Annotated in this window: 26 protein-coding genes; 21 read left to right on the top strand and 5 right to left on the bottom strand. The window is 52.6% G+C overall.

The features are described 5' to 3' along the window. The first annotated feature begins 6 nt into the window (after positions 1–6). The 5 genes from FPZ49_RS10185 (at position 7) to FPZ49_RS10165 (ending at position 4869) form a co-directional block, all read left to right on the top strand. Complete coding sequence (locus tag FPZ49_RS10185; RefSeq protein ID WP_144846148.1) at positions 7–933, top strand: ATP-binding cassette domain-containing protein; 927 nt, start codon at positions 7–9, stop codon at positions 931–933. Beyond that, positions 930–3062, top strand: a complete 2133-nt coding sequence (locus FPZ49_RS10180; protein WP_144846145.1) for a hypothetical protein — start codon at positions 930–932, stop codon at positions 3060–3062. The genes FPZ49_RS10185 and FPZ49_RS10180 overlap by 4 nt, the downstream gene beginning before the upstream one ends. 92 nt (positions 3063–3154) lie before the next feature. Further along, positions 3155–3655, top strand: coding sequence for a metallophosphoesterase family protein (locus tag FPZ49_RS10175; RefSeq protein ID WP_144846143.1), 501 nt, complete (start codon positions 3155–3157; stop codon positions 3653–3655). Between the two features lie 23 nt (positions 3656–3678). After that, the gene (gene ytxJ / locus FPZ49_RS10170; protein WP_144846284.1) at positions 3679–4020 is read left to right on the top strand and encodes a bacillithiol system redox-active protein YtxJ; all 342 of its coding nucleotides are present in this window, start codon (positions 3679–3681) and stop codon (positions 4018–4020) included. A 33-nt stretch (positions 4021–4053) separates the two neighbouring features. Further along, the gene (locus FPZ49_RS10165) at positions 4054–4869 is read left to right on the top strand and encodes an alpha/beta hydrolase (RefSeq protein WP_144846141.1); all 816 of its coding nucleotides are present in this window, start codon (positions 4054–4056) and stop codon (positions 4867–4869) included. 48 nt (positions 4870–4917) lie between these two features. Here FPZ49_RS10165 and FPZ49_RS10160 read toward each other — a convergent pair whose 3' ends face one another. Further along, positions 4918–7953 carry an ATP-binding protein gene (locus FPZ49_RS10160; RefSeq protein ID WP_144846139.1) on the bottom strand — a complete coding sequence of 1012 codons (3036 nt, stop codon included), beginning with the start codon at positions 7951–7953 and terminating at the stop codon, positions 4918–4920. 96 nt (positions 7954–8049) lie between these two features. After that, positions 8050–8484, bottom strand: a complete 435-nt coding sequence (locus tag FPZ49_RS10155) for a MarR family winged helix-turn-helix transcriptional regulator (RefSeq protein ID WP_144846137.1) — start codon at positions 8482–8484, stop codon at positions 8050–8052. Between the two features lie 310 nt (positions 8485–8794). On the opposite strand from FPZ49_RS10155, the gene FPZ49_RS10150 reads away from it, so the two are divergent. From FPZ49_RS10150 to FPZ49_RS10110, 9 genes are all read left to right on the top strand, one after another. After that, positions 8795–10081: a glycosyltransferase family 39 protein gene (locus FPZ49_RS10150; protein ID WP_144846135.1), complete on the top strand. Its 1287-nt coding sequence runs from the start codon at positions 8795–8797 to the stop codon at positions 10079–10081. Next, positions 10041–10748 (top strand): glycosyltransferase family 2 protein, encoded by a 708-nt coding sequence (locus FPZ49_RS10145; RefSeq protein WP_144846133.1) that lies wholly within the window; start codon positions 10041–10043, stop codon positions 10746–10748. Before FPZ49_RS10150 ends, FPZ49_RS10145 begins: the two co-directional genes overlap by 41 nt. 8 nt (positions 10749–10756) lie before the next feature. Beyond that, the gene (locus FPZ49_RS10140) at positions 10757–11137 is read left to right on the top strand and encodes a DUF2304 domain-containing protein (RefSeq protein WP_144846131.1); all 381 of its coding nucleotides are present in this window, start codon (positions 10757–10759) and stop codon (positions 11135–11137) included. Then, the gene (locus FPZ49_RS10135) at positions 11134–11487 is read left to right on the top strand and encodes a hypothetical protein (protein ID WP_144846129.1); all 354 of its coding nucleotides are present in this window, start codon (positions 11134–11136) and stop codon (positions 11485–11487) included. Before FPZ49_RS10140 ends, FPZ49_RS10135 begins: the two co-directional genes overlap by 4 nt. A gap of 7 nt (positions 11488–11494) precedes the next feature. Beyond that, a complete protein-coding gene (locus FPZ49_RS10130; protein WP_144846127.1) occupies positions 11495–12538 on the top strand; it encodes a GNAT family N-acetyltransferase in 1044 nt (347 codons plus the stop codon). 43 nt (positions 12539–12581) lie between these two features. Then, positions 12582–13250: a class I SAM-dependent methyltransferase gene (locus tag FPZ49_RS10125; RefSeq protein ID WP_144846125.1), complete on the top strand. Its 669-nt coding sequence runs from the start codon at positions 12582–12584 to the stop codon at positions 13248–13250. A gap of 1 nt (position 13251) precedes the next feature. Beyond that, the gene (locus tag FPZ49_RS10120; RefSeq protein WP_261381353.1) at positions 13252–14103 is read left to right on the top strand and encodes a polysaccharide deacetylase family protein; all 852 of its coding nucleotides are present in this window, start codon (positions 13252–13254) and stop codon (positions 14101–14103) included. 142 nt (positions 14104–14245) lie between these two features. Continuing rightward, positions 14246–15151 carry a TIGR01777 family oxidoreductase gene (locus tag FPZ49_RS10115; RefSeq protein WP_144846121.1) on the top strand — a complete coding sequence of 302 codons (906 nt, stop codon included), beginning with the start codon at positions 14246–14248 and terminating at the stop codon, positions 15149–15151. 7 nt (positions 15152–15158) lie between these two features. Continuing rightward, complete coding sequence (locus FPZ49_RS10110) at positions 15159–15470, top strand: hypothetical protein (RefSeq protein ID WP_144846119.1); 312 nt, start codon at positions 15159–15161, stop codon at positions 15468–15470. Positions 15471–15536: 66 nt separating this feature from the next. Here the strand turns inward: FPZ49_RS10110 and FPZ49_RS10105 are convergent, their stop codons facing one another. Beyond that, positions 15537–17717, bottom strand: coding sequence for a DNA topoisomerase III (locus FPZ49_RS10105; protein WP_144846117.1), 2181 nt, complete (start codon positions 17715–17717; stop codon positions 15537–15539). 72 nt (positions 17718–17789) lie between these two features. After that, complete coding sequence (locus FPZ49_RS10100) at positions 17790–18629, bottom strand: AraC family transcriptional regulator (protein WP_144846115.1); 840 nt, start codon at positions 18627–18629, stop codon at positions 17790–17792. A 126-nt stretch (positions 18630–18755) separates the two neighbouring features. Here FPZ49_RS10100 and FPZ49_RS10095 point away from each other — a divergent pair, with 126 nt between their 5' ends. The 6 genes from FPZ49_RS10095 to FPZ49_RS10070 all read left to right on the top strand — a co-directional run bounded on the left by FPZ49_RS10095 (position 18756) and on the right by FPZ49_RS10070 (position 23915). Next, positions 18756–19757 carry a Gfo/Idh/MocA family protein gene (locus FPZ49_RS10095; RefSeq protein ID WP_144846113.1) on the top strand — a complete coding sequence of 334 codons (1002 nt, stop codon included), beginning with the start codon at positions 18756–18758 and terminating at the stop codon, positions 19755–19757. A gap of 17 nt (positions 19758–19774) precedes the next feature. After that, on the top strand, positions 19775–20704 hold the full coding sequence (locus tag FPZ49_RS10090) for an aldo/keto reductase (RefSeq protein WP_144846111.1): 930 nt from the start codon (positions 19775–19777) through the stop codon (positions 20702–20704). A 181-nt stretch (positions 20705–20885) separates the two neighbouring features. Then, on the top strand, positions 20886–21569 hold the full coding sequence (locus FPZ49_RS10085; protein WP_144846108.1) for a class I SAM-dependent methyltransferase: 684 nt from the start codon (positions 20886–20888) through the stop codon (positions 21567–21569). Next, positions 21566–22432: a carbon-nitrogen hydrolase family protein gene (locus tag FPZ49_RS10080; RefSeq protein ID WP_144846106.1), complete on the top strand. Its 867-nt coding sequence runs from the start codon at positions 21566–21568 to the stop codon at positions 22430–22432. Before FPZ49_RS10085 ends, FPZ49_RS10080 begins: the two co-directional genes overlap by 4 nt. Positions 22433–22460: 28 nt before the next feature. Then, positions 22461–23147: a GNAT family N-acetyltransferase gene (locus tag FPZ49_RS10075; RefSeq protein ID WP_144846104.1), complete on the top strand. Its 687-nt coding sequence runs from the start codon at positions 22461–22463 to the stop codon at positions 23145–23147. Between the two features lie 111 nt (positions 23148–23258). Beyond that, the gene (locus FPZ49_RS10070) at positions 23259–23915 is read left to right on the top strand and encodes a superoxide dismutase family protein (protein WP_144846102.1); all 657 of its coding nucleotides are present in this window, start codon (positions 23259–23261) and stop codon (positions 23913–23915) included. Positions 23916–23996: 81 nt separating this feature from the next. On the opposite strand, the gene FPZ49_RS10065 is transcribed toward FPZ49_RS10070, so the two are convergent. After that, a complete protein-coding gene (locus tag FPZ49_RS10065; protein ID WP_144846100.1) occupies positions 23997–24875 on the bottom strand; it encodes a LysR family transcriptional regulator in 879 nt (292 codons plus the stop codon). Between the two features lie 111 nt (positions 24876–24986). Between FPZ49_RS10065 and FPZ49_RS10060 the strand changes: the two genes are divergently transcribed. Then, positions 24987–26273 (top strand): adenylosuccinate synthase, encoded by a 1287-nt coding sequence (locus FPZ49_RS10060; RefSeq protein WP_144846098.1) that lies wholly within the window; start codon positions 24987–24989, stop codon positions 26271–26273. The last annotated feature ends 5 nt before the right edge of the window (positions 26274–26278 follow it).

Here is a 26278-nt window from a genome sequence, read left to right as displayed (position 1 = left end):
CTGTGCGTGATTCATTGCGATAACTTGGTCAAAATTTATAAAGTAGCGGATCTGGAGGTCGTGGCTCTGCAGGGCCTGGATTTGCATGTGGAGCCAGGTGAGCTGATGGCCATTATCGGCAACAGCGGCAGCGGTAAATCGACACTGCTGAACATGCTGGGCGGTCTGGACCGCCCCTCCGCCGGTCAGCTGCAGGTGGATGGCAAGGATTTGCTGAAGTTTACGGAGCGGGATCTGGTCCGCTACAAGCGCGAAACCGTCGGCTTCGTCTGGCAGAATAACGCGCGGAACCTGATTCCCTACCTGACAGCACAGGAAAATGTGGAGCTGCCCATTCTGCTGAAAGGACGGCGCAAGCGCGAGCGGGCGCTGGAGCTGCTGGAGGCGGTAGGTCTGAGCCATCGCCGAGGCAATAAGCTGAACCAGCTGTCCGGAGGCGAGCAGCAGCGGGTTGCGATTGCGATCGCTCTGGCCAACCAGCCGAGGCTGCTGCTGGCTGATGAGCCGACCGGATCAGTCGACACAAAGATGGCGAATCAGATTCTTGATTTGTTCCGCGAGTTGAACCGGAATCTGGGACTGACGGTCGTCATCGTAACCCATGATCCGCTGCTCGCCAAGAAGGTGGACCGGGTCGTGGCGATCCGGGACGGGAAGACATCCTCGGAAATTATTCGCCGCAAGTCGTATGCCGATGAGCTGGCAGAGCTGGAGCGGGGTGGTCAGCCCGACGAAGGGGAGGAATCACACGTGGAGTACGCCGTTGTCGACAAAGCGGGCCGATTGCAAATTCCGGCCGACATGCTGCAAACCATCGGCTTAACGCAATCGAACAAGGTCAAAGTGCAGGTGGAGGACGGCCGCATCGTATTGCTGCCTCCGGAAGAAAGTCAGCAGGAGAAACCGAAGTCGAAGGAGGAAGCGCTGAAGTGAGTCGTTCAAAGTCAATCAAACTCAAGTGGGTGCTGATCGGACTGCTTGCCGCCGCTCCCATTGCAGGACAAGGCACCGCCGCTTACGCCGCCAAAAGCGTGGCCTATCAACGGGATTTGCTGGCTTCCGAGCAGCAGCTGGGGTCCGTATATGTTACAGCCAATTCCTTTTTCCAATTGAAAAATGCCGTCATCTTGCCGTCGGAAAACGGGCGCATGCTGTTCTTTACGATGACCGTGGCCAATGGGGAAGCAAAAGAGCTGTCGTTCTTAGATTACTGGGTACGAGTGTCGAGCAGCAGCGGTGCAGAATTTGAGGTTCAATTGCTCCCGCAGGACAAAGCGAAGAAGGACATCCCAGCCGGGCAATCGATGGATTTCTCCTTTTATGCGCCGGTGAATGATTCGGTGACACTTGGCGAGCTAAGCTTCCAGATCAAGCATTGGAATTACATGTCTGCGGCGCTGGAGGAACAGGTCGGAAGCATCCAATTTCCCGCCGAGCTCGATTCGGTGCTTGCTAACTCCTCGGACAGTCCGACGCTTACGTTCGGCAGCTTCCCCGTGGAAGCGCAAATTACGAAGCGCTATTTGCAGCAAAAGGATTCCTACCTCACGCCCCGGCTTCAGATGCGGCTAACCAACCACGGCAGTGCCAGCTTGAAGCTGCCCGGTCTGCAGTATTCGCTGCGGACGAGCAGCGGGACGCTTTATCCGCTGGACGCGGTTGTACCTGCGGATAAGCAGCTATTGACACCGGAGGTTGCCGTAGAGCTGCAGCTGAAGGGTAGCTTGCTCCCGAAAGCAGCGGCCGAAGGGGATTGGGAGGTGGTCATCTCCCAGCCGGTCGCGATTGCCGACGATCAGAAGCTGAACTATCCGATCGCGACGCTCACCGTCCCAGCGGCGGTTCAAGAGTCCATCCCGCTAGGCAGTCCGGTGGATTATACGAACCTCACAGGGACTTATCGGCTGCAGGTGGAGAAGCTTCAGCGGATGCCGTGGGAGGACCAAGACATCCTTAGTTCGGACCTTTCGCTTACTCATCAGGAGGAATCCGCGCTCCCTTTTCCAGACCTGAAGGCGTACTTTCTGCTGGATGACGGCGTCAAGGTGGAGGCTAAGGCGATCCGCACGGATCGGGCTGCAGGGCTTCCGCCCGGCACACCGATGCATGTACAGCTCGCGGCCAAAATTCCGTACACGTATCCGTTCTCCAGTGTCAGGCTGGTCGTTCAGGAAAAGGTGAGCGAGACGACGGCCGAAGATATGGCGCAGTTTGAGCTGCCGCTGCCAAACGTTTCCATGCCGATGGTTGCCTTAGGGGATAAGCAGCCGATTACCGGTGCGGGCCGCAAAGCGACCTATGCTCCGCGCGCGGTGAATACCTACGTGGATGATACCTCCAAGTGGGTCGAGGTGCAGCTGGAGACGATCAATCAGGAGAAGCGATCCGCTGCCTTGCCGAAAGTGGCTGCCTTCTTGAAAACACCGGACGAGCAGCTCTTTCCGATGAAAATCCGTGAAGTAAAGTCAAAGCTCAATCCTTCTGGTATTGCTGTGCAGTCGCTCATTACCAAGCTGCCTAGGGACTTCGACACCTCAAAGCTTAGCTTGGTTGTCGGGGAAGCCGTAACGGATCAGCATTGGAGCGGAGCCGATGAGAAGACGGATGCGTATCTGAACGCCGTCGAAATGACCTTGCCTCAGGAGCAAACAACGCCGAAGCCGATTCTGAAAAACGTCGATATGTTTCCTTATACGATTTCAATCGGTCATGTCCAAACGACCATCGATAATAAAGGGCTGCGCATTAATTTCGATTATAAGCTGAGTAAGGACAATTTCTACGAAACGAACAATGAAGGCACCAAGCTGATCTTCGTGTTCGAAGATGCAGGCGAAGCGGGACCGACGGAGGAAGTCTTATATTTGGAGACAAAGCCGACGGACGATGACAAAAAGCTGGATCTCGGTGATCACAAATACCTCATCTCGAAGGCGGATCCGGATTTGATGTACCGAACCAAGTTCATGAAGCAATACAAGCTCTCGATTTATTCCGAGCTGCAGGGCAAGCGCAAGCTGCTGGCCTCGAAAATGGTCGACTGGTTCACCATTTTGGATTAGAGATCGGCGCCCGCCTCCTGGGCGCTGTTTTTTCTTTTCCGCATTAGTATGGTAAAATGAAAGAATGATGTTTGAGGAAAGGCGGTCCGTTCATGCGCATTGGTGTTGTATCCGACACACATATGTTTAGCCGGGCTGCCAGTCTGCCTGACGCGCTGGTTCGCGGTTTGGAAGGTGTAGACCTGATATTGCATGCCGGAGATTGGATGGATGAAGCCGTGGTTGACTTGTTTGCAGCGATTGCACCGGTTGACGGGATTGCCGGCAACAATGACGGAATCGAGATCATTCGCCGCTTTGGCAAACGCAAGGTGCTGAAGCTTGGCCCTTATCGCATTGGCATGATTCACGGCGATGGAGGGCGTTCGACCCCGGATACCGCCTACCGCTCCTTTTACGGGGATGAAGGGGCTACAGTGGACGTCGTCATTTTCGGGCATTCCCATGTCCCCTATATGGAGGAGCGCGGAGGAATGCTGCTATTCAATCCCGGCTCGCCCACGGATAAGCGAAGACAAACGCAATACTCCTATGGCATTATGACGCTGGGTGAGCGGATCGAGGCAGTCCATTATTATTTTGACCGCAAGTAAACCATGAGATGGAGGAACGAATGATGACACAGTGGAAAGAAATTACGACGAACGATGAGTGGAATCAATTATTTGAAGGGACGGCCTCCAAGCCGATCGTCCTCTTGAAGCATAGCACGGCCTGCCCTGTAAGCTTCAACGCTCTTCAAGAATACGAAACGTATCTAGGCAAGCAGCCGAACGAAGAGGTGGATTACATCCTTGTGAAGGTGATCGAATCCCGTCCGGTTTCCAACCAAATTGCTGAAGACACCGGTGTGAAGCACGCTTCGCCGCAAATTTTATATATTAAAAATAAAGAGACCATTTGGAATACGTCCCACTGGTCGATTACGGAAGAACATATGACCGCCGTGCTTAGCTAAACCCAGCGTACGGCAGAAGAGGGGATTTGCTGCATGAGCGTACAACCTTTTCCGTTTTTCTCGGGTGCTTTATATCAGCGCAAATTGTGCAATGTCTATTTACCGCCAAGCTATGATACGTCGGGGGATCGCCGTTATCCGGTCATCTATTTGCTTCACGGCCTGTACGGGAATGAAGCCAGCTGGCTGATGAAGGGCAATGCGGAGACTACCTTGGATGCTATGATCGCATCGGGTCAGCTGCGTGAATGCATTGTCGTCATGCCAAGTGACGGGGGCTATGGGCAGGGCACTTTTTATATGAACTGGTACGATGGCTCTGGTCGCTTCGAGGACTATTTGCTGTATGATCTGATCCCGGCGATTGATATGGAGTACCGCACGATCGCTGAGCGCGAGAGCCGAGCGGTGTGCGGCTTGTCGATGGGTGGGTTCGGTGCCTTCATGCTGGCGCTTCGCAATCCCGGGCTGTTCGGCGCAGCAGCTAGTATTTCCGGTGCACTGACGGCGGCCAATCTCATCACGGAGGAGCTGCTTCGAACGGAGCTGTGCCGGATGATAGGCCCAGTCAAGGGGCCGCATGTACGCGAGCATGATTTGCATGTGCTGGCGGCACGGATGGTAGGGGAGGAGAATCGACCGGAGCTGCATTTTAACTGCGGGACGTCCGACTACTTGTATCCGCTCAATACCGCGTATACGGTTCTCTTGGAACAGCTAGGGTATCCGCATGAATATATGGAGTTTGAAGGAGAGCATACCTGGGATTATTTCGGAGAGCATTTGACCGAGGCGCTGCAGTTTATGGAGCAGTTTTTCGCTAAGTCCAAGTCCAGTTCCGGGGAATAGACGCAATACTAAAAAACTAGCAAGGGCTGATTAGGTGTCAGCCCGATGCTAGTTTTTTTGGTTTTCTGGAAGCTGCACCGCCAGCGTGCGATCCAACTCGGCCGATTTCCACGCAGCGCCCCATTTCGCATATAAGGCTTGAGCTTTGGACAAGGAAGTAGACGCGATCTCGAGCAAGCCCGATTGCTGCTGGCATTTCGCCATCGCTTCCCAAGCCATCGCCTCATAGTGCAGAAAATGCTGCTTCACCGCCGCTTCAATCGCGCGTTCATAGCTCCTTATGGCCAATGCTGACTTACCGTTGATTCGATACCATCCGGCTTCCAGCAGCAGCTTCAGGTGCAGAAAATTGTTCGGCGAATGACGGGCCCATGGCGTAAGGAACCGCAGGCTTTTGCGAACCCGTCGTTTGCAGCGCTTTTGATCGGCTGGAGAGGCACTGGGGTATAACGCTGCAGCAGTCATCCCTTGGTTGAAATAATGCAGGTGGATATGCAGTAAGCCAAACACGTTCTTGAGGCTGGTCTCCGCCGCTTCGCATATAAGATATGCGTCCTCGTAACGGCCCTGTAAGTAGTACGCCTGCGCTTGCAGCGTGTAATAAGTATGGATCGCCGCTTTATTCGTCAGCGCCTCTAGCTGCCTGATTTCTTCACCGCTCATGAAGGCCGCTTGGTGCTCCGCGTCAGCCATCATGTTCACCATATACCGCTGCAAAACCGAATAGATCGATATCGCATCCTGATCCTGCGCTTTGGCCATAAACGCGCCGTAGAGCACCGATTCCTTCCACACCTCCGCTAAGAAATGGCCCATATAGATTCGAAGGAAAAACCGAAAGTTGATCGAATAGCCGGCATACACGAAATCACCGGATTGAACGCCGAACTGGTACGCTTTGAGCAAATATTCAGCATGCTTCTCCATGTGCTCGCTCAGATTGCTGGTGAAGGCGCCATATCCGAAATACACTTTACACTTGATCGAGGTGCAGTCCAGCGAATCACAGAGCTTCAGACCGAGCAAGCCATAGTCATTGCCGGCTTTCAGACGGCCGAAGATGGAGCTCAAAATGACGCTGTAGGTGGAATAAGCTAATGCCGACCCTTCGGAATGGCCATGCTCAAGGGAGTAATTAAACATCCGAAGCATGAGATAAATGTACAGCTCGGAATTCAAATAATACGCGGGCGCAATCAAATGGACCATTAACCGCATCACCGCGAAATGGTTCGGGTCCGAGATGACAGGGTGATCCAGCAGCTCCTCCGGTCGTTTAATCCCTACCGCGATTCGGGTCTTGAGCATTTCCCACATAATGGTCATTAGATTTACAGACGGTTGGATAGGTAGGTTAAACAGACGCAATCCTTCCAATCCCATCCGCAAAGCCTCTTCGTGCTCACCCGTATTGGTGTACAGCACCATCATCAGATGATAAACATTGGCTTTCTCCAGCTTGGAATGGGCGTTCTGCAGCAGTTGGGCGAAAGTCGCTTTGGCTTTCTCAAAGTGTCCGCATAAATATTGCAGCTCCGCAAGCTCCATGTGGATCATGAAAGTCAAGTCATAATCCCATTTCCAGTCTGTATGATGCAGGCTCTTAGCATAGATGGCATAACGATAGGCCGTTTCATGAGCGGCGTTGATCTTGGCCTTCTGGCACGCGGCGATGTTGAGGCGAATCAGCTGCTCACGTTCTTCCGCCGTGCTGATCCATGCCATGCCGAGATTGAGCTGGTTCACAATCTCAAACCGCTTCTCCTCTCGAACCTCTTCGGATGTATGCTGCTGCAGCAGCCGGCCGAGCTTCAAATGGAGCTCCTGCTTGTGCATTTCAGGGATCAGCGAATAGAAGGCCTGATGTACGCGATCATGCATGAATTTATAGGACTGGTGAGGGGAATCGATGGGATGCCTTCCGCGGGCGGAATAAAGCAAAAGCCCTTCATCCACCGCTTCGGTCAGAAAGGGCTGCAAAACTTCAAACGGCTCATCAACCGCCAGCGAAAGCGTTTGGGCTGTAAACTCGTGCCCGATGCAGGACGCATCCTTTAGCAGCTCCTGAAGCGTCGAAGGCAGCCTTCCAATCCGCTTAAGCATGAAGTCAAACACATTATCGGTCATATGGAGCTCGCTAATTTTGTCCGCATCCCATCGCCAGCCTTGCTCCGACTCCACATACCACAGCAGCTGCAAGTCATAGAGTGACCGGACAAATTGCTTGACAAAAAACGGATTGCCCTTCGTTCTGCTCATCACGATTCGAGTCAAAGGCTCTAAGGATTGCTTGGAGGAACGTAAGGTGTCCGAAATTAACTGGTGCAGGGCGTCCTCATCAAGAGGCTTCAAGGGTATCGTTACGAATCGCGCGGCTTGTACGTGGAGAAGCTTCTCCAGCATCGCCTTCAACGGATGGGACTCGCTAAGCTCTTGATCCCGATAGGCTCCGATGAACATCGTATGCTGGGCATCGGTATTATTCGACAAATCACTAATTAGCTGCAGTGAAGCCGGATCTGCCCATTGCAAATCATCCAGGAATATAATCAGCGACCTCTTCAGCTTAGAGAGCACGGATAAATAGCTTCTCCAAGTCATAATAAACCGATTGTGAGTCTCTGCAGGAGTAAACCTTGCGAGCGGGGGCTGCTTGCCTAAGATGGGCTCCAGCTCCGGATGCATGTCGATTAGAATTTGACCGCTCGAACCAATCGCCTGCAGAATCATTCGTTTAATCGTCTGCAGTTCCTCCTCTGGGAGGGTCAGCAAGTATTGAGCAAGCTGGCGTCCTGCCTGCTGAATCGCTTGATAAGGGATTTCGCGCTTGAATTGATCGAATTTGCCTGCTACGAATAATCCTTGCTCCGATTGGACAAGCCGCTGCAGCTCGTTGATTAAATACGATTTGCCAATACCGGATACGCCGCTGACAAACACCATCTCATACCCGCCCAGAAGCGAGCGCTGGTAGGCGTTGTAAAGCAGCTGGAGCTCCGCATCCCGACCGTACATCGATTCAGAGATCGTAAATCGGCTAGGGGTTAAAGGAGAGGTAACGATATCGTCCAGATTCCACGTCAAGGAGGTCCCCTCCGGTTGGAAGAATATGAATAAGAAAAGCTCCTCATCGGAGCTCTTGGAATGTCGCTTTCTTGTTTAACTGTGTGGTACCCGAGTCTACGCCTTCTTCTGCACGGAATCGGAAAGCCGCTGGATATAATCCAAAAATTGTTGACGTTCGACTTCATTAAATTGTTCAAAGGCATCGGACAGCGTTTCCGCCCAAACCGCCTTCGATTGCAAAATAATGTTCGTTCCCTCATCCGTCAGCGCGACCATGCGGACACGCGCATCCGGCTGGCTGCTCTCCCGGTACACCAATCTGGCTTTTTCCAACCGGTCGATCATTTGGGACATCGTACTGGAACGTACGTCCAAATGCGAAGCAAGCTGGCCGATCGTACTGGTGCCCTCGCGGTGAAGATGGCGAAGTAAAAGCCACTGTACGCGGGTAAGCGGACTATCCTGCCGATCCAGCACCTTGGAACGCAGATGTCGGTTGATGGTTTGTAGATGGGTGACAAACTGCTCTAACGATTCTTTGATCTCCATAATTTAGCCTCCACAACCAAATTATACTTTCTTTCTAAATCGTTTGACAACAGGGAAATGGCAGGTTTGTGTAAACAATCCTTGCTCTCATTTACGGAAAATATCAAAAAATAGCTTAAGCTAGATTGGGATGTGGTTACAAAGTCCTACAATCTATAATCTGAATAATTATTCAACATTATTTTGTATTTACATCGAAGCTTCGATGCATTACGATAGAAAAGTCGAAACCGTTTACACTGGGGTGCGCTCGATGTTTACAACTGCCATCAAGGTACGGAGCACAATAATATGAGGTGGAGCTGTGTGAATGAACCAACTTTATCACATCTATCATAAATACAAGAATCTAGAGTTCATTTACATCATCCCATTAGTACTTTTAGCACTTGACAAGAAACTGGATCATTATTTTTGGAGGCTGAGATCCGGCTATGGATTTCCCCAATCCGAGGACAGCCAATGGTACATCGACTATGCGCATAATCTGATGGCTACGTACAAGATCGGCCTGACAATGAACGATCTTTTATATGTTGGGTATAATGTCTTGCTTACCGTTCTGCTGGCCATCGTTAAGGAGCCGGAGAACATCTTGTTGATACAGGCGGTAACGGCTAGCTTGAATGTGATTCTAGTCTATTTAATTACACGCAAGCTGTTTAATCGGCTGTCGGCTATTTTTGCCTCATATTTTTATTCCGAAGCTTGGGATACGACGCTGTGGGCGATGTATATTTTATCCGAATCGTTTTTTATCAGCGTGATGCTGCTTTGTATTTATTTCCTGGTTATGATGATGGATACCAAGCAAAGAAAATATCAGATTTTATTTGCGGTCACCGCGTTTTATATGATGATCTTCAGACCTACGGGCATCATTTTGCTGGCGTTTATTTTCGGCTATATCCTCTACAACCTGAAGAAAGAAACGATCTTACATTTTGTTAAGAAGTACAGGTACGTCTTGGGTGGCTTGATCACGGCGGTAGTTGTCGCGGCTGTCTATTTTCTGGCCGGGGATAAGCTCGAGCCTCTGGTCACTTCAATGCAGTTCAACGCCAAAAAGGTCATGTACAATATTTACGCTAAGGGCTGGATTTACGATAAGCCAACGGCGTTTGACGCTCCTTTTAAACCCGACTATAACATTAACATTTTAAATAGTCTTGTCTTAAGCTTTATCATCAACAACTGGGATCATGTTATGGCCATTTACGGCCGAAGATCGATTGCCTTCTTCGGACCTTGGGTGTGGGAGACGAACATACACACCTTGCATGGGATCAAGAAACTGATCTTGAATCTGATCCCAACAGGGCTCTTTCTGGCCGGTACGGTAGGCGCTTTCATGAATAAACAGTTTAAGAAGGTTTCCATCGTGTGGCTGATTATACTGTCCATTTTTATCTTTTGTGTCATTTTCTTTATCGATTGGATGTACCGTTACAAGGTGCCAGCTACGCCATTTATTGCGATTGCAGCAGGCTACGGGGCGGAAAGAATCATTCATGTCGCAATTGTAATTGCCAAAAAATACACGGGGTTGCTTCTACATGGATCAAGACAAAGTGCTGATCGTCATACCAGCGTATAATGAGCAAAACAACATTCTTAAGGTAATCGGGGATATTCGAGCCGCGAATCCTGAGTTTGATATTTTGGTTATTAACGATTGTTCCACGGATGCCACATCGATCACAGCTAGGAGGGCGGAAGGGGTCAAAGTGGTGGACCTTCCGTATAACCTGGGGATCGGCGGTGCGGTCCAGACGGGCTTCAAATACGCATTCTCACAAGGATATTGCTATATGGTTCAGATCGACGGCGACGGGCAGCACCTGCCCAAGGAAGTCGATAAGCTGGTCGATGCGATGGCGCGAAGCGGGTGCGATATGGTGATTGGCTCGCGGTTCCTCGACGTCCAGTCGTTCCGCACAACATGGTCGAGGAGACTGGGAATTAAGGTGTTTTATTTTCTGTTCCGCATGCTGATTCAAACGAAGGTGACGGACAGCACTTCCGGCTTCCGTATTTATAATCGACGCAGCATCGAGTTGCTTTGCCGGCATTATCCAGACGATTATCCCGAGCCGGATGCTATTATTTTGTTGAAAAAGCATGGACTCCGCATTTCAGAGGTTGGGGTCGAGATGAGACACCGGGAGCACGGAACGTCTTCGATCACACCGATTAAAAGCCCGTATTATATGGCGAAGGTCATTCTATCGATCTTCTTCTCCTATACCAGGACAAGGTGGTGACAAGGTACATGGAGGGGGGACATATTGACAGTATTCACCTTATGGGGGTCGCCTTCAGCGTGACTATGATGGTCTCGGTATTTTTTATGGTCAGAGCACGGAAGCTGCGGGAAAAATACTCCTTAGTGTGGTTCTTGATCGGCATGTTTACGTTGGTCATGTCGGTTTTCAAAGGCATGATGGATTGGTTCTCCAATCTGATCGGCGTTTACTACGCCCCGTCGGCCTTTTTTGCCATCTTGATTGCCAGCGCCTATCTGTTGATTCTGAAAACGAGCGTCAGCATATCGGGGTTAAAAATGCACAATAAAGCGCTCACCCAGGAGCTCGGCTTAACCAAGCTGAAACTGGAGGAGCTGGAAAAGAAATTAAACAAGGCGGACTTATGATTAAATATTTAATGCTGTTTGGAAGTCTATCCCTAACCGTCGTTGCCAACACCCTGCTCAAAATGGCCAGCAAATCGCTCAGCTTCGAGGGAGGAATCGTCTCGGTTCTCCTCGGCTATCTGTCTTCCCAGTTAATTATCGGGGGCTTTGCAGCTTATGCGCTAGCGGCGGTCGTATGGGTTTATTGCTTGTCAGCATTTGATCTCAGCTATGTTACCTTTGTATCCAGTGTCCAATATATTCTGATCATCGCCGTTTCCATTTTGGTGTTTCAAGAGCAGATCAGCATGATGAAATGGTCCGGCTGTGCGTTTATTATGATTGGCGTCATTTTTTGGATGAAAGGATAATTCGTTGATGTTCAGATGTATTGCGTATACGGAATCCATGAAGGACGAGTGGGACCGCTTGGCTTTGACCCAAGGGACGGTGTTTCATTCGACGGCGTTTCGGAAGCTGCTTCTTCGGTCGTTTGGGTATCAGTGTGCATATCACGCGATCATGGACAAGGATGACCGCATTTGCGCGATGATTCCGCTAGTGGTGGGGCGCAATCTGGGACTGAAGCGGGTAGCGGTTTCGCTGCCTTTTGTGAACTATACCGATATTTGTGCGGTGAGCAGCGATGCCATGGCGTTCGCGATTGAGGCCATCGCAGCTTTGAAAGCGAAGCTAGGATTGAGCTACGTCGAGCTTCGATTCAAGGCGCAGCGTATTAGCCGGCCAGACTGGCGGGAACAGCTGCAGAACCATACCTTTGTGCTTCCACTTTCAAGCAATGAAGAGGAAGTGCTGTCGCGTTCATCGAGCAGCAATCGCAATCATGTGCGGAAGGTGTACAAGAACCATTGCTTTAGGGTATCGTTTGACCTTAGGCACCTGGACGCTTTTTACAAGGTATATGTGCGTAGGATGAAGCAGCTGGGTTCGCCAGCTCCGGATATCCGTTTTTTTAAGCGTTTTTTTGAGCTTTTGCCGGATCATGCGGCCTTGCTTACGGTTCAGGACAGCGTGACCTCTGCGACGGTCGGAGGCATGCTGCTGCTCAAAAGTCCCGGGAACTCGACCTTGTATTATCCTTACGGGGCTAACCTGGTAGAGTATAACAACAAGTACCTGAACAATTTCATGTACTGGGAAGCCGTCCGCTACGGGATTCGCAGTGGATGTCAATATCTTGATCTGGGCCGGTCGCAAACCGGATCAGGGACTTATAAGTATAAGGAGCAATGGGGAGCCGAGGCCAAGCAGCTGCAGTATTTGATTTATGACGGAGGCCAAGCTGCAGCAGCACCCCCAGACAAGCAAAGCTTAAGCTTCTTTATTGAGCTCTGGAAGGCAGCGCCCAGCTTCGTTACAAATCAGGCGGGTAAACGGCTGATCCGATTTCTAATGCCTTAAGGCAACCATCTCTATTGTTCTGAACATCGGAGGAAATTTACGTATGAGCCATTCCAATAATTGGAAGCAGTATTTTGACCAAAAGGCCGAAATTCACGGGGCGTCTGTCAAGTCCTCCGATTATTTCGATGATGAAAGCTTTTTTATCCAGCGGGACAACACCTTGCGTTGGCTGGGAGAAACACAGGGCCAAACGATCCTCGATGCAGGCTGTGGTGTTGGCGCGTTCAGTGAGCCGCTGGTGCAGCGCAATACGGTTCACGGGGTGGATTTCTCACAGAAGAGCCTCGAATTTGCTGCTGCCCGTGGTCTTCAGACGTCGTCGCAGGATTTGACAGGGATGGATTTTGAGAAGAATACGTTTGACGTAGTGCTTTGCATTGGCGTCATTCAATTGATCGAGAATTATATCCCGGTCATCCAAGAGCTCGCGAGAGTGACGAAACCGGGCGGAACGCTGCTGATCCAAACGCTCAACAAGGGCTCATTGCAGCGGAAGCTGCTCATGCTGATTGAGAAGAGCAAAAAGTTCGATCAAATGTACTCGATGAATGAGCTTAAGGGCGTGTATGAGCGGTTCGGCTTCGAGGAGATCGAATTTTTGAAATATTATCATCCGCTCAAGCTGGTGACCCAGAGCGACAGCGAAGGGGTGCTTTCGGGGATGCTCAGCACTTCGTTTGCAATCAAGGGGCGGAAGAAGCGTGGCTAAGATGGAACGGATTTCGAACATGCTCACGTTTGACATTGAAGAATGGTTTCATGCCAACTACGACCACATTAATCCGGCAGATTACAGGGGCAAAGGGTCGAGGTTCAGAGCACATATGGATGGTCTTTTGCAGATGTGCAGCGACACGGGCTCTAAAGCAACCTTTTTCGTGCTGGGGTGTATCGGCGAGGATTACCCGGAGGTGGTGAAGGAGATTGCCCGGCAAGGGCATGATGTCGCCTCCCATGGCTATGGGCATGAGCTGGCATACAGTCAAACCTACGATGCGTTTAAGGCGGACGTGAAAAAGTCGGTGGACATTCTAGAGGATCTGACGGGAACAAAGGTACTCGGTTACCGGGCGCCATCCTGGTCGATCGTAGAGCGCAATCTGCATTATCTTGAGGCGTTGGAAGAGCTGGGGCTGCAGTATGATGCTAGTATTTTTCCTGTCCAAACGTTCCTGTATGGGATTCCGGATGCGCCGACCGAGATACATAAGCCTAAGGTGGGCGGGCGAGAGCTTCGGCTTTATGAGGTACCGATGTCGGTTATGAACCTGGCGGGCCGCAATATGGGTTATTCGGGCGGGTTTTACTTCCGGTTTTTCCCGCGACTATTCATTAAACAGGCGATTAAAGCGGCGAACCGCCGTGGAAGCAGTGCGATTGTTTACCTTCATCCGAGAGAGATCGATGCAGGAGAGCAAAAGCTGAGCTTGCCGCCAAAGGAGCATTTTATCCACTATTATAACGTGCGCGGGACGAAATCGAAGTTGGAGAGTGTCCTGAAGAGCTTCCGATTTACATCGGTTTCGGAGCATTTAAAGCAGCATTGCGGGTTAGAAGTCTAAGGGGCATGATGGAGGGGTTCTGACCGAAGCGGTTCGATGGGACTCCTTTTTTTGTTTATGGCACATTTTGTTATATAATAAACCTAATTATTATACAGATAAGTTGATCCGTCGACTAATTGAGCAGGTGGAGGAAGAGCAAATGAAAGTGGCGATTACAGGAGCTAGCGGGTTTATCGGTCAGCACCTGACGAAATATTATTTGGAGCAAAAGGCGTCGATTATCCACATTTCCCGTGACAAGAAAAAGCGGACGGAAAATCCGTTGATACGACACATGACTTGGTCAGAGCTGGAGACAAATGTAATGCCGCTCGAAGGCGTCGATGCGATCGTCAATCTGGCGGGCGAAACGATCAACCAGCGCTGGACGAAGTCGGCGAAGGAACGCATTATGCAGTCGCGATTGGATGCGGTTGCGAGGGTTAGCAGTATCATCGAGCGGCTGGAAAAAAAGCCGGTGCTTATTAATGCCTCCGGCATATCGATTTATGGCAGCTCTGAAGAGAACGTATTTATGGAAGACAGCGAGCTAAAGGTCGAAGGCTTCCTCTCTCAGGTTCTGGATCAATGGGAAATGGCGGCGGAGCATATTCCAGACACCCGTGTAGTGCTGCTGCGAATCGGGATTGTCCTAGGGACGGATGGTGGCGCTCTGCCGCAATTGATGAAGCCGTTCAAGCTGGGCTTCGGAGGGCGAATCGGCTCCGGTAGGCAGAAAATGTCGTTTATTCACATTAATGATTTGTGCCGATTGATTGATTTCTGTATTCAGGATGAGGAAATCGAAGGACCGGTGAATGCGGTGACGGCGTTTGCGGTATCGAATGAGGAATTTGGCCGTGAGCTTGCCAAAGTGCTGAAGAAGCCGTATCGTTTCCCAGTGCCTGCGTTCTTATTGAAGCTGATGTTTGGAGAGATGTCGACCGTGCTGCTGGAAAGCCAGGCTGTGCTTCCCATAGTGGCTAACAGCAAAGGGTTTATTTTTGAGTATTCGCTGCTCGAGGATGCGCTGAAAGATTTGTTAGGCAAGGAAAAGGGCAGGTGAGCGGCGCATGATGACTTATGGTTCAAGCGAGGTTTCGGAGCTGCGCTTCATTCATTTGCAGGCCGAGGCGGAATTGAGGGACTCACAATGGATGGACGTGACGCTGCGATTCGAGTTGGCGCCAGGCGGGGAACTGCCGGAAGGCATCGAGGAGCTGTCGGCGCTAATCATCTGTACGCATAGCGGCGATATTGTGCAAATCGTGCCGCAGGATGAGGACCGAGATTGCGAATACCAGTTCACGGAGCTGGAGAAGGAGCAGCTGCGAGACTACTATACGAAGACGGTGCGTCCGCGGCTGTCGGAATATTTGATTTAAATGAAGAAACCTGGCCTCCACTTTTGTGGGACCAGGTTTTTTGGTTGTGCGAAGGACTATAACTGATTACTTCTCTTCCTGCTTTTGCAGCGCGGCTTTGAGAGCATCGCCGAGACCGGAGGACAGCGACACGTTATCACTGAATTCCTTCGCCATCTGTGCTTGCTGGCGCTTAGCGCCGCGTCCGCCGCCGCTAGCGGAATCATTCAGCATCTCAATCACGTTGCACGGTCGGCATTGCGCGTATTTACCCGCTTTACCGGTGTGAAGCTCCATCTTCTTATGGCACTGCGGGCAGCGCTTATTCAGCATCGTCGGCTCCGCCGCGCGCTGGTAGCTGCACTCCCGGTTGATACAGGCCAGACGCTTGCCGCGTTTGCTTTTGATTTCCTGCAGCGGCTGGCTGCATTCCGGGCAGCGCGAATGAGTAATGTTATGCGGCTTGTATTCGGCGTCGCTATTTTTGACCTGCTTTACAATGGCGGCGGTTTGCTGGCGAATTTGCGTCATGAATTTCTCCGCATCGCCTTGACCCTTGGAAATCCGCTCCAGCTCTTGCTCCCACGCAGCGGTCAGGTCCGCTGAGCGAAGCTCTGGGACCACCAGCTCGATCAGCTGCGTTCCTTTGCCGGTGGGCTGGAGCGTATTCATTTTGCGCTCGATTGTATCGGTCTGCAGCAGCTTCTCAATAATGTCCGCGCGGGTGGCCGGTGTTCCTAGATGATTCTTCTCCATCACGGTCAACAGCGCAGCTTCGGTATAGCGACCGGGCGGCTTTGTGAACTGCTTTTGGAGTGCGAGACGGAACTCTTTCAGCTCGCTGCCGACCTGAAGCGGAGGGAGCGACTGCCTGGTGGAGGCGGCGTCTTCTGCGGCGTTGTCCTCATCCTCGTCGCTATCATAGTCACTTCCGCTGCCGCCGAGGCCATCCTGCTGGCCGTGAAGGGCCTTCCATCCGGCGTCGACGGTCACCCGACCTTTGGCATGAAACATTTCGCCGCCGATGTCAAGGGTGACGGCAGTTTCGTTATAACGGAAGGCAGGGTAGAACAAGCTGATAAACCGCCGCACGATCAGGTCGTACAGCTTACGCTCATCGGCGCTTAACGCGTGAAGCTGCGGACGCTCGTCAGTCGGAATGATCGCATGATGATCAGACACCTTGCTATCGTCGACGATCCGTTTGGTGATCGGCAGCGGCTTGCGAAGCAACGGCTTCACCAGAGTGCCGTAGGGCTGCACCTGGAGCGCTTCCAGCCGCCCTGGCAGCGTCGCGGTCATATCCGAGGACAAGTAGCGCGAATCCGTCCGCGGGTACGTAACGAGCTTATGCTGCTCGTATAACTTTTGCAGCACATTGGACGTTTGCTTCGCGGAGAAGCCGAAGCGCTTATTCGCATCGCGCTGCAGCTCGGTCAAATCGTAGGCCAGCGGATGCGGCTCGCTCTTCTCGTTCATCTTCAGCTGCGCCACCTTAGCGGAGCGCGCTTTATTGAGCCGCTCCAGGAGGCTGTCGGCAGCAGCTTGGTCAAACAGTCGGCCGTCCGGTACGGAGGCGCTTCGCCAAACGGCCTGGAACGAGCCAAGCTGCGCACGCAGCATCCAGTAGTCCTTCGACTGGAAGCTCTTAATTTGCCGCTCGCGCTCCATTAAGGCAGCCAGCGTCGGCGTTTGGACGCGGCCAGCCGCCAGCTGCGCTTGATGCTTGCAGGTCAGCGCACGCGTAATATTGAGCCCGATCAGCCAATCGGCCTCTGCACGGCACACCGCCGAGCGGTACAAAGCATCGTAGGCTTTGCCCGGCTTAAGCGAGGCGAAGCCTTCGCGAATCGCTTTATCCGTCTGCGACGAAATCCATAGCCGCTTGAACGGCTTTTTCCACCGGATCATCTCCATGATCCAGCGGGCAACGAGCTCGCCTTCCCGGCCGGCGTCGGTGGCAATGATCAGCTCCGCCAAATCGCTGCGCTGTGCCAGCTGGGCGATTGCTTTGTACTGCGGCGTTGTTTCGCGGATCAGCTTCAGCTTCATTTTGTCGGGTACGAGGGGCAGGTCCTCTAAATTCCACGTTTTAAACTTTGGATCGTAATCTTCAGGCTCAGCCAGCGTCACCAGATGCCCTAAAGCCCAAGTGACGACATAGTCCGGTCCTTCCATGTAATGCTTATGCTTCTGATGGCAGCCGAGCACCCGGGCAATTTCCTTGGCCACACTGGGCTTTTCCGCCAAAACTAATGATTTGCTCATGTTCAAAACTCCTTTAGCTAATGACCGATACGTAAAGACCAGCTACCATTGTAACACATTGTGACGCTTTCCTTAATCTTTGTGGTACAGCTCGCGGTAATCGGTCGGTGTCATGCCCTCCTGCTCCAAAAATCGTTTATTGAAATAGCTGACGCTGGGATAGCCTGCCTGCAGAGCGATTTCCCGAACGGTCAGCTCTTTGTTCTCTAGCAGCCACTGCTTACTGAACTGCAGCCGGCTTAGCGTAATGAAGGTCATCGGCGTCATTTGGGTCGCTTTTTTAAACAATTTGCAAAAATAATATGTGCTGACCCCGGCCTGCTCCGCCCAATAATCCAACTCAAAGGGCTGACAAGCGGAGTTCCGCATCGTCGGCAGCAGGTCGAGTATCCGTTGATCGATCTCGATGCTTTTGGATGAGGTATGCGGAATGGCATTGGCGACGAATTCCGTCAGCGCCGCATAGGTGAGTGTAGACAGCCGAGGCAGCTGTAAAAATGCATTCTCCTCGACCTCCGTAAGCAGCTGATCAAGCGCCTGCTCCAGCGGCTTCCATTGGCGCATCGTCCACAAGGGCGAGAGATGGAAATCTTTTTCACGCATGTAGTCGGTTAAGGGTTTGCCGTAAAAATGAACCCACCGCACATTCCAGGGCTCCTCGTCGCTGGTCCAGTACCGCTGCTCCTGCATGGGAAAATACAAGAAAGCATCTCCGCGCTGTAGGGTATGCGTAATTTTCTCCGTTTGCACGTAGCCTTTACCGTCCAAGACCAAATGGATGCTGAAATTGTTAAGCGATCCAGCAGCCCGATACACCGAATGCTCGGGGAAATCCCAGTACCAGCCTACGGACTCCGGAAGAATTAAGTACTCGTGATCATTTAGCGTGGGGAGCTGCTTATGGTGTCTCATGAGGGAATCCCATCCTATGACAAAATAGTGTTAGTTGATCGCAAAAAGTTTCTATTTTCATTTTAATGGACGTTAAATATAATGACAATATCATACTAATTCATACATAGAAGGAGCGCTACAAACATGACTGCAAAGAAGCTTCGCTGGGGTGTACTAGGCTGTGCGGGCATTGCCATCCGTTCAGTAATTCCGGGAACGCAAATTTCCGAAACGGGTGAAGTCACGGCGATTGCAAGCCGCGGACTGGAGAAAGCGCAGGAGACCGCTGCCAAGCTGAACATTCCCAAAGCCTACGGAAGCTATGAGGAGCTGCTGGCGGACAAGGACATCGACGCCGTCTATATTCCGCTGCCGAACCATCTGCACAAGGAATGGACGATTCGCGCCGCTGAAGCAGGCAAGCATGTGCTGTGCGAGAAGCCGGCCGCGCTGAACGCAGCGGAGATGGAAGAAATGAAGGCCGCTTGCGAGAAAGAGGGCGTCGTATTCGCCGAAGCGTTCATGTACCGCTATCATCCGCGTTACGCCATGGTTCGAGATATTATCGCTTCCGGTGAGATTGGTGACATTCGAGGCATACACGGGGCGTTTACTTTCAATAGCGCAGCGAACAAAGCCAATGTCCGCTTCAAAAACTTCATGGGCGGCGGCTCGCTGTATGATGTTGGGGTTTACCCGATTACAGCAGCACGCATGATTCTGGGACGGGAGCCGGAGGCGGCGACGATGCACGCATTCTTCTCTCCAGAGCATGACAATGTGGACATGATGGCGTCGGGCTTGCTGGAGTTCTCCGGCGGCGTAGCCCTTACGTTCGACTGCGGCATGTGGAGCTCCGGACGTAATACGCTGGAAATTCTCGGTACCGACGGCCGGATTGAGTTTTCTCGCGCCTATGTCGTAGGGCTGAACGAAGGCGATAACTTTGCCGTTATTACCAAAGAAGGACGCAGGGAAGTCGAGGTTCCAAAGGTGAATCATTATGCACTGCAAGCGGACGCATTCGCTCGCTGCGTGATGTACGGGGAGCCGCTGCCATATCCGGCATCGGATTCGATTGCGAATATGCGCGTAGTAGACGCTTGTCTCACTTCGGCGAGAGAACGCCGTCGTGTAGAACTCTAAGAGGGGGACCGGGAGAGATGAGAACCATTCAAATTGAAGGCTTGGATAAGCCGGTATCATGCTTGATTCAGGGGTCGGATTTTTTCCGTCCGAATGTGTATGAGAAGGTATGCACGGTGCTGGACGGATACTTTGCCATTGGCGGCAACACAATCGATACGGCGCACATTTACTGCGGCGGCGAGAGCGAGGTCGCGATCGGTCAATGGCTCAAAGACCGCGGCAACCGGTCGGAGGTTGTTATTTTGACTAAGGGCGCGCATCATAACCGCGACGGCCCACGCGTCAATCCACAAGCGATTGCCAGCGACTTGAGCGACAGCCTGGAGCGCCTCGGCACGGATTACATCGATCTCTACGCACTGCACCGCGATGATCCAGCCGTACCTGTGAGCGTCATCATTGATGCGCTGAATGAGCATATCCGGGCGGGCAAGATCAAGGCGATTGGCGGCTCGAACTGGTCTGTGCAGCGGCTGCAGGAAGCGAACGACTACGCGGCGGAGAACGGACTGCAGGGCTTTACGTTCAGCAGCCCGAATCTGAGCCTTGCGAAGCCGAAGGAGCCGTTCTGGGCCGGCTGCATCTCGGCGAATGCATCGGATTGCGCGTATCACGAGCAAAAGCAGCTGCCGCTGCTGTCCTGGTCCTCGCAAGCGCGCGGCTTCTTCACCGGCCGATTCTCGCCGGAGGTGCGCGACAACGCGGATATGGTTCGCGTCTTCTACAGCGACGCCAACTGGGAGCGCCTGCGCCGTGCAGGGCAGCTCGCTGAGGAGAAGGGCGTCAGCACGATTCAGATCGCGCTTGCCTACGTGCTGAACCAACCGTTCCCAACCTGCGCGCTGATCGGAGCGCAAACGCCGGAAGAGCTGGAGTCCTGCCGACAAGGGGCAGAGATCAAGCTGACCCGCGATGAGCTGAGCTGGCTCGAAAACGTAGAGTAATCACTCTAAGGCATCCTCGTAAGAAAGCGGCCCACGCTGCTTTGTCGAGGGTGTCTTTTTTCATGTAGAAGCCCCCCCTTGGAAGCCGGCTCGATTTGCTTAAAACCGTGGTTTTCTTGCTATTCCAATGGTATAATGACTGCACTAACGCTAAGATTTGGAAGTGATTGGAGCAGGAGAGATGAAGGTAAACGAACAGTTCGGACATATCGATATTTATTTGTTTGATCAGCTTCAAAAGGGGCGAATCGAGCCGGGCATGCGCCTATTAGATGCGGGCTGCGGCGAGGGGCGTAACTTGATTTACTTTTTGAGGGAAAGCTATGATGTGTTTGCGGTGGACCGATCGGAGGAGGCGGTGCAAGCCGTCCGGCGGCATGCGGTTAAGCTGGCGGATTTCGCGCTGCAAGGGAACGAAAGGTTTCGAGTCGAGCCGGTTGAAAAAATGAGCTTCGCCAACGACAGCTTCGACGTGGTCATCTCCTGCGCGGTGCTGCATTTTGCCGATCATGAAAGTCACTTTCAGCAGATGGTGTCTGAGCTATGGCGCGTGCTGAAGCCCGGGGGGCTGCTTTTTGTTCGTACGGCTTCGGGCATTGGGATGGAGGAGCAGGTCAGGCCGCTTGGCTCGGGTCGCTACGGCCTTCCGGATGGGAGCGAGCGGTTTCTCGTCACGGAGGACATGCTGCTGCGCTGCACGGAAAAGCTCCATGGACAGCTGCTGGAGCCGATCAAGACGGTGCTTGTGCCAAACCAGCGGTCGATGACGACCTGGTGCGTGAAGAAGCCGCATATTTTATTTTTTGATCCGATTGAAGAGATGCCGGATGAGACCGGTCAAGGGAAGGAAGAGGGAAGTCTGTGAGTAAGCTGAGAGTATCGGCAGTGCAGTATCATCTACATACGATTCATAGCTTTGAGGAGTTTGCGCAGCAGGTGGAGCATTATGTAAAAACAGCGGCGGAGTTCGAAGCGGACTTTGTGTTGTTTCCCGAGCTGTTTACTACCCAGCTTCTGTCGATCGGCAAGGGCAATGGCTCAAGAGAGGCGCTCTCGATTGAGGCACTTCCAGGCTTTACGGAGCAGTATATGGAGCTGTTCAAGAAGCTTACAGCAGATACGGGGATGCATCTGATCGGTGGTACTCACATCATCGAAGAAAATGGCCGATTATATAATTCGGCGTACTTGTTTTATCCGGATGGCCGGGTAGCGGAGCAGCGCAAGCTGCATATTACCCCGACGGAAGTGAAAGAATGGAGCATGGCAGCAGGGGACGGACTGCAGGTGTTCGATACGGATAAAGGCCGGATTGCCATTCTGATCTGCTACGATATCGAATTTCCGGAGATTGTGCGGATGGCGAAGGCTAAAGGGGCGGATGTGATTTTTTGCCCGTCCTGCACGGATGATCGGCATGGCTTCCATCGCGTTCGGTACACTTGTCATGCGCGAACGATCGAGAATCAGGTTTACGTCGTTACGACGGGAACGGTGGGCTCTTTGCCGACGGTTGATTTTATGCGGGGGAACTATGGGCAGGCGGCGATCATCACCCCGAACGATGTGCCATTTCCTCCAGGCGGCATTATGACGGCAGGCGAAGTTAACGGAGATATGGTCATCACCGGCGATCTGGATCTGGCGCTTCTATACGAGGTGCGGGAGAAAGGCTCCGTAACGACCTGGCGCGACCGGCGGACGGATTTGTATACGGATTGGAGCTAAGCTAGTAGAAAGCGGGAGAGGTGAGCTTATGGCATCGAATGCTTTCCGAAAAGAGCTCTATGTGTTCGAACGGGGCCCTGAGGGGAAGCCGGTTATGGCTGTCATCCGTAATTATACGGAGCGCGATTTTGACGGTTTGATTCGAATTCAGCAGGAAAGCTTCCCGCCCCCGTTTCCGTCCGAGCTGTGGTGGACCAAGGAGCAGCTTGCGAATCATGTTCACTTGTTCCCCGAAGGCGCGCTGTGTGTTGAAATTGACGGCGAGCCGGCGGCTTCGATTACGGGGCTGGTCGTTGACTTCGACCCGTCCCATGCGGAACATACGTGGGAGGAGATTACGGATGCCGGATATATCCGAAATCATAAGCCTGACGGCAATACACTCTATATTGTCGACGTTAGCGTCCGACCGATGTACCGCAAGCTGGGACTGGGCAAATGGCTGATGCAGTCGATGTACGAGGTAGTCGTGCAACTGAAGCTGGAGCGTCTGCTCGGCGGTGGACGTCTGCCTGGCTATCACGAGCATGCGGATACGATGACGGCGGTGCAGTATGCGGAAGCGGTGCTGGCCGGAGAGCTGAGGGATCCGGTGATGAGCTTTTTGCTGCGCTGCGGCCGAACGCCTGTCAAACTCGTTGCCGGCTATCTTGAGGACGAAGACTCTCTCAACTATGCCATGCTGATGGAGTGGAAAAATCCTTTTATACGGTAAGCTTGCAGTCGATTTGAGAGGGTCCCCACGTTTACACTTCCCGTTTCTGGTTACACTGATCTATTGTACTTGGAACAGAGGTAATCAAGGCAACAATAGGGAGGTTGTACGATGAAATCGTGGGTAAAAATGGCTGGATTGTCGGCGGCATTGAGCTTGGTGCTTAGCGGATGTCATGGAGAGCCGCATTCGTGGCTCGGATTGGGCGGGGCCAAAGCTACGGTAACGAGCCCTGATGAGCACAACGAGCATGCCGCTTCGGCGGATCACATGAACATGAATATGAACTCGTCGTCCGTGACGGCCAAGGAAAGCCCAGCAGCCGTAGTGAACGTGGATTTGCTCGGCGCGAAGGGAACATCCATTGGGAAGGCCACGCTGACACAGGTGAACGGCGGGGTTCAATTTGACGTGGATGCGATGAATTTGCCGGAAGGCACCCATGGCATCCATGTGCATGAGAACGGGAAGTGCGTCGGTCCGAATTTTGACTCGGCGGGCGCGCATTTCAATCCGGCTCACAAAAAACACGGCGTAGAAAATCCGGAAGGACCGCATGCCGGCGATCTTCCGAATCTGGTGGCCGGTGCGGATGGCAAAGCGAAGTTCTCGTTCGTCAGCAAAATGGTTACACTGGAGAAAAATCAACCGAACTCGCTTCTCAAAGAGGGAGGCACCTCGCTCGTCATTCATGAGAAGGCCGACGATTATAAGACAGATCCGTCCGGCAATTCGGGCTCGCGCATTGCATGCGGAGTCATTCAATAACCGCTCGTAGCTACAGAAAAGAGCAGTCCTCCATTGCGGATTGGACAGCTCTTTTTTTGTTTGCTAGAGGTGGGGCAATGGTTACGGCAGCATGGCCATCAAATGACGGGCGGCGGCGGAGACGGGGACGTCTTTTAACGTAATCAAGCCAATGTGGCGCGGCGGGATCGGAGGCTCAAGCTGGATCTCGAACAAGCTGCCTCTTTCGAGCTCGTCGGTTATAAAATCTTTCACGACACATGCGATGCCAAGGCCGATCTGGGCAAATTGGACGAGCAGGTCGACGCTTCCAAGCTCGATCTCAGGGTGCAGGACATGCCCCTGCTGCTCCGCATACCGATCGATGTACCGGCGGGTGCTGCTGCCATGCTCCAGGAGGATGATGGGATGCTCGAGCAGCTTGCTGAGCGAAACAGGGTGCTCGGCGATGCCGCGATACCTGACTCCGGCCACAAAGCAGTCTTGAATGCGCTGCCCCTCGCGGACGATCAGCTGTTTATCCTCAATGGGTAAGTGGACGATGCCGAAATCGATTTTTCCTTCCTTCAGCAGGGCTATGGTCTCTCTTGTAGTCCGATTCGTCACCTGCAGCTTAATGGCCGGAAATTGATGATGGAACCGCTCCAGATGCGGGAGCAAATAATGGCGGCTGAGCGTATCGCCCGCGCCGATTTTTACTTCCCCTGCCATGAGCTGCTGCATTTCGCTGATTTTTCGCTCGCCGGTTTCCATGAAGTGATACGCCTGCACGATATATTTGAACAAAACCTCACCTTCGGCTGTGAGAGTAACGCCCTTGGAGGTGCGGAAAAAAAGCTGACCGCCCAGCTTTTTCTCCAGCTGCTTGATGGAGTGGCTGACAGCTGGCTGAGTGAGATACAGCTCCTCTGCGGCCTTTGAAATATTGCCTGATTTGGCGACAAAATAAAACACGCGGTACCATTCCATATTCGCTAGCATGATATAAACCTCGTTTATGATGGATATAAACATTATTCATTTTTTTTATGCTATATACCTCTAATATAATATGAGTGTAACCATTAACTCAAGTGGAAAAGGGGAACGGAAATGAGTGTAACGGCAGTCGTAGGCGCCAATTGGGGAGACGAAGGAAAAGGGAAGGTGACCGATGTATTCGCGGCTGAAGCAGATGTTGTGGTGCGCTATCAGGGGGGAAGCAATGCCGGGCATACCATCATTAATTCGTATGGGAAGTTTTCGCTGCACCTGCTGCCTTCGGGGGTGTTTTATCCGCATGTGACGAATGTGATCGGTCCCGGCGTAGCGCTGAACGTATCGGAATTGATGGCGGAGCTTGCGATGCTGGAGGCTGGTGGAGTGCCTGCGCCAAAGCTGTGCGTGTCGGACCGTGTTCAGCTGGTGCTGCCTTACCATGTGCTGTTCGACGGTATCGAGGAAGAGAGACTGGGTGCTCGCGGCTTCGGATCGACACGCAAGGGGATTGCGCCATTTTATGCGGATAAATACGCCAAATTGGGCATTCAGGCGGGAGAATTAAGCCATCCAGAGCGGCTGAGAGAGCGGATCGAAATGGCGGTTGCGGCCAAAAATGTACTGCTGGAGCAATGGTACGGAAAGCCGAAGCTGGATGTCGCGGTGCTGGTGGAGCGGCTGGTACGTGAGGGGGAGCAGCTGCAGCCGTATTTGTGCGACACGACGGAGCTGCTTCATCATGCGCTGGCTCGCGGGGAACGGATTGTCGTAGAAGGCCAGTTAGGAGCGCTGCGTGATCCCGATCATGGCATCTATCCTTTTTCAACCTCGTCTTCTACGCTTGCGGGTTTCGCCGCTGTAGGGGCCGGGCTGCCACCGTATGCCATTGACCGCATTACGGCCGTAGTCAAAGCGTACTCCAGCTGTGTCGGCACCGGTCCATTCGTAACGGAGCTCGCGGGAGGCGAAGCGGACGAACTGCGCAGACGCGGAGGCGATGCGGGCGAATTTGGCGCAACCACGGGGCGTCCCCGCCGGATGGGCTGGTTCGATGCGGTGGCCACGCGTTACGGCTGTCAGGTGCAGGGGGCGACGGAGGTGGCTCTGACGAACCTGGATGTGCTCGGATATCTAGAAGAGATTCCGATTTGCACGGCTTACCGGATGGCTGATGGCGTTCGCACGGAACGATTCCCTGTAACCAGCTTGCTGGATGGGGCGAAGCCAGAGCTGACGGTGCTGCCAGGCTGGAAGTCGGATATTTCTCAAGTGCAGTCCTTTGAGGAGCTGCCGGAGCAAGCCCAGGCATATGTGCGTACTATTGAACGGCTCATCGGTGTGCGTATTCGGTGGATTTCCGTCGGTCCGAAGCGTGAACAGATGTTTGAGTTAACGCCTTAACTTCT

The sequence above is a fragment of the Paenibacillus cremeus genome, assembly GCF_007786445.1.
In the GTDB taxonomy this organism is placed as follows: domain Bacteria; phylum Bacillota; class Bacilli; order Paenibacillales; family NBRC-103111; genus Paenibacillus_G; species Paenibacillus_G cremeus.
This window is presented reverse-complemented; position numbering and strand designations above follow the sequence as displayed.

Excerpts from the sequence above, each read along its gene's own strand:
- FPZ49_RS10175 (WP_144846143.1), top strand. The coding sequence starts at position 3,155 with ATGCGCATTGGTGTTGTATCCGACACACATATGTTTAGCCGGGCTGCC.
- ytxJ (WP_144846284.1), top strand. The coding sequence starts at position 3,679 with ATGACACAGTGGAAAGAAATTACGACGAACGATGAGTGGAATCAATTA.
- FPZ49_RS10165 (WP_144846141.1), top strand. The coding sequence starts at position 4,054 with ATGAGCGTACAACCTTTTCCGTTTTTCTCGGGTGCTTTATATCAGCGC.
- FPZ49_RS10155 (WP_144846137.1), bottom strand. The coding sequence starts at position 8,484 with ATGGAGATCAAAGAATCGTTAGAGCAGTTTGTCACCCATCTACAAACC.
- FPZ49_RS10150 (WP_144846135.1), top strand. The coding sequence starts at position 8,795 with ATGAACCAACTTTATCACATCTATCATAAATACAAGAATCTAGAGTTC.
- FPZ49_RS10145 (WP_144846133.1), top strand. The coding sequence starts at position 10,041 with ATGGATCAAGACAAAGTGCTGATCGTCATACCAGCGTATAATGAGCAA.
- FPZ49_RS10140 (WP_144846131.1), top strand. The coding sequence starts at position 10,757 with ATGGAGGGGGGACATATTGACAGTATTCACCTTATGGGGGTCGCCTTC.
- FPZ49_RS10135 (WP_144846129.1), top strand. The coding sequence starts at position 11,134 with ATGATTAAATATTTAATGCTGTTTGGAAGTCTATCCCTAACCGTCGTT.
- FPZ49_RS10130 (WP_144846127.1), top strand. The coding sequence starts at position 11,495 with ATGTTCAGATGTATTGCGTATACGGAATCCATGAAGGACGAGTGGGAC.
- FPZ49_RS10125 (WP_144846125.1), top strand. The coding sequence starts at position 12,582 with ATGAGCCATTCCAATAATTGGAAGCAGTATTTTGACCAAAAGGCCGAA.
- FPZ49_RS10120 (WP_261381353.1), top strand. The coding sequence starts at position 13,252 with ATGGAACGGATTTCGAACATGCTCACGTTTGACATTGAAGAATGGTTT.
- FPZ49_RS10115 (WP_144846121.1), top strand. The coding sequence starts at position 14,246 with ATGAAAGTGGCGATTACAGGAGCTAGCGGGTTTATCGGTCAGCACCTG.
- FPZ49_RS10110 (WP_144846119.1), top strand. The coding sequence starts at position 15,159 with ATGATGACTTATGGTTCAAGCGAGGTTTCGGAGCTGCGCTTCATTCAT.
- FPZ49_RS10105 (WP_144846117.1), bottom strand. The coding sequence starts at position 17,717 with ATGAGCAAATCATTAGTTTTGGCGGAAAAGCCCAGTGTGGCCAAGGAA.
- FPZ49_RS10100 (WP_144846115.1), bottom strand. The coding sequence starts at position 18,629 with ATGAGACACCATAAGCAGCTCCCCACGCTAAATGATCACGAGTACTTA.
- FPZ49_RS10095 (WP_144846113.1), top strand. The coding sequence starts at position 18,756 with ATGACTGCAAAGAAGCTTCGCTGGGGTGTACTAGGCTGTGCGGGCATT.
- FPZ49_RS10090 (WP_144846111.1), top strand. The coding sequence starts at position 19,775 with ATGAGAACCATTCAAATTGAAGGCTTGGATAAGCCGGTATCATGCTTG.
- FPZ49_RS10085 (WP_144846108.1), top strand. The coding sequence starts at position 20,886 with ATGAAGGTAAACGAACAGTTCGGACATATCGATATTTATTTGTTTGAT.
- FPZ49_RS10075 (WP_144846104.1), top strand. The coding sequence starts at position 22,461 with ATGGCATCGAATGCTTTCCGAAAAGAGCTCTATGTGTTCGAACGGGGC.
- FPZ49_RS10070 (WP_144846102.1), top strand. The coding sequence starts at position 23,259 with ATGAAATCGTGGGTAAAAATGGCTGGATTGTCGGCGGCATTGAGCTTG.
- FPZ49_RS10065 (WP_144846100.1), bottom strand. The coding sequence starts at position 24,875 with ATGCTAGCGAATATGGAATGGTACCGCGTGTTTTATTTTGTCGCCAAA.
- FPZ49_RS10060 (WP_144846098.1), top strand. The coding sequence starts at position 24,987 with ATGAGTGTAACGGCAGTCGTAGGCGCCAATTGGGGAGACGAAGGAAAA.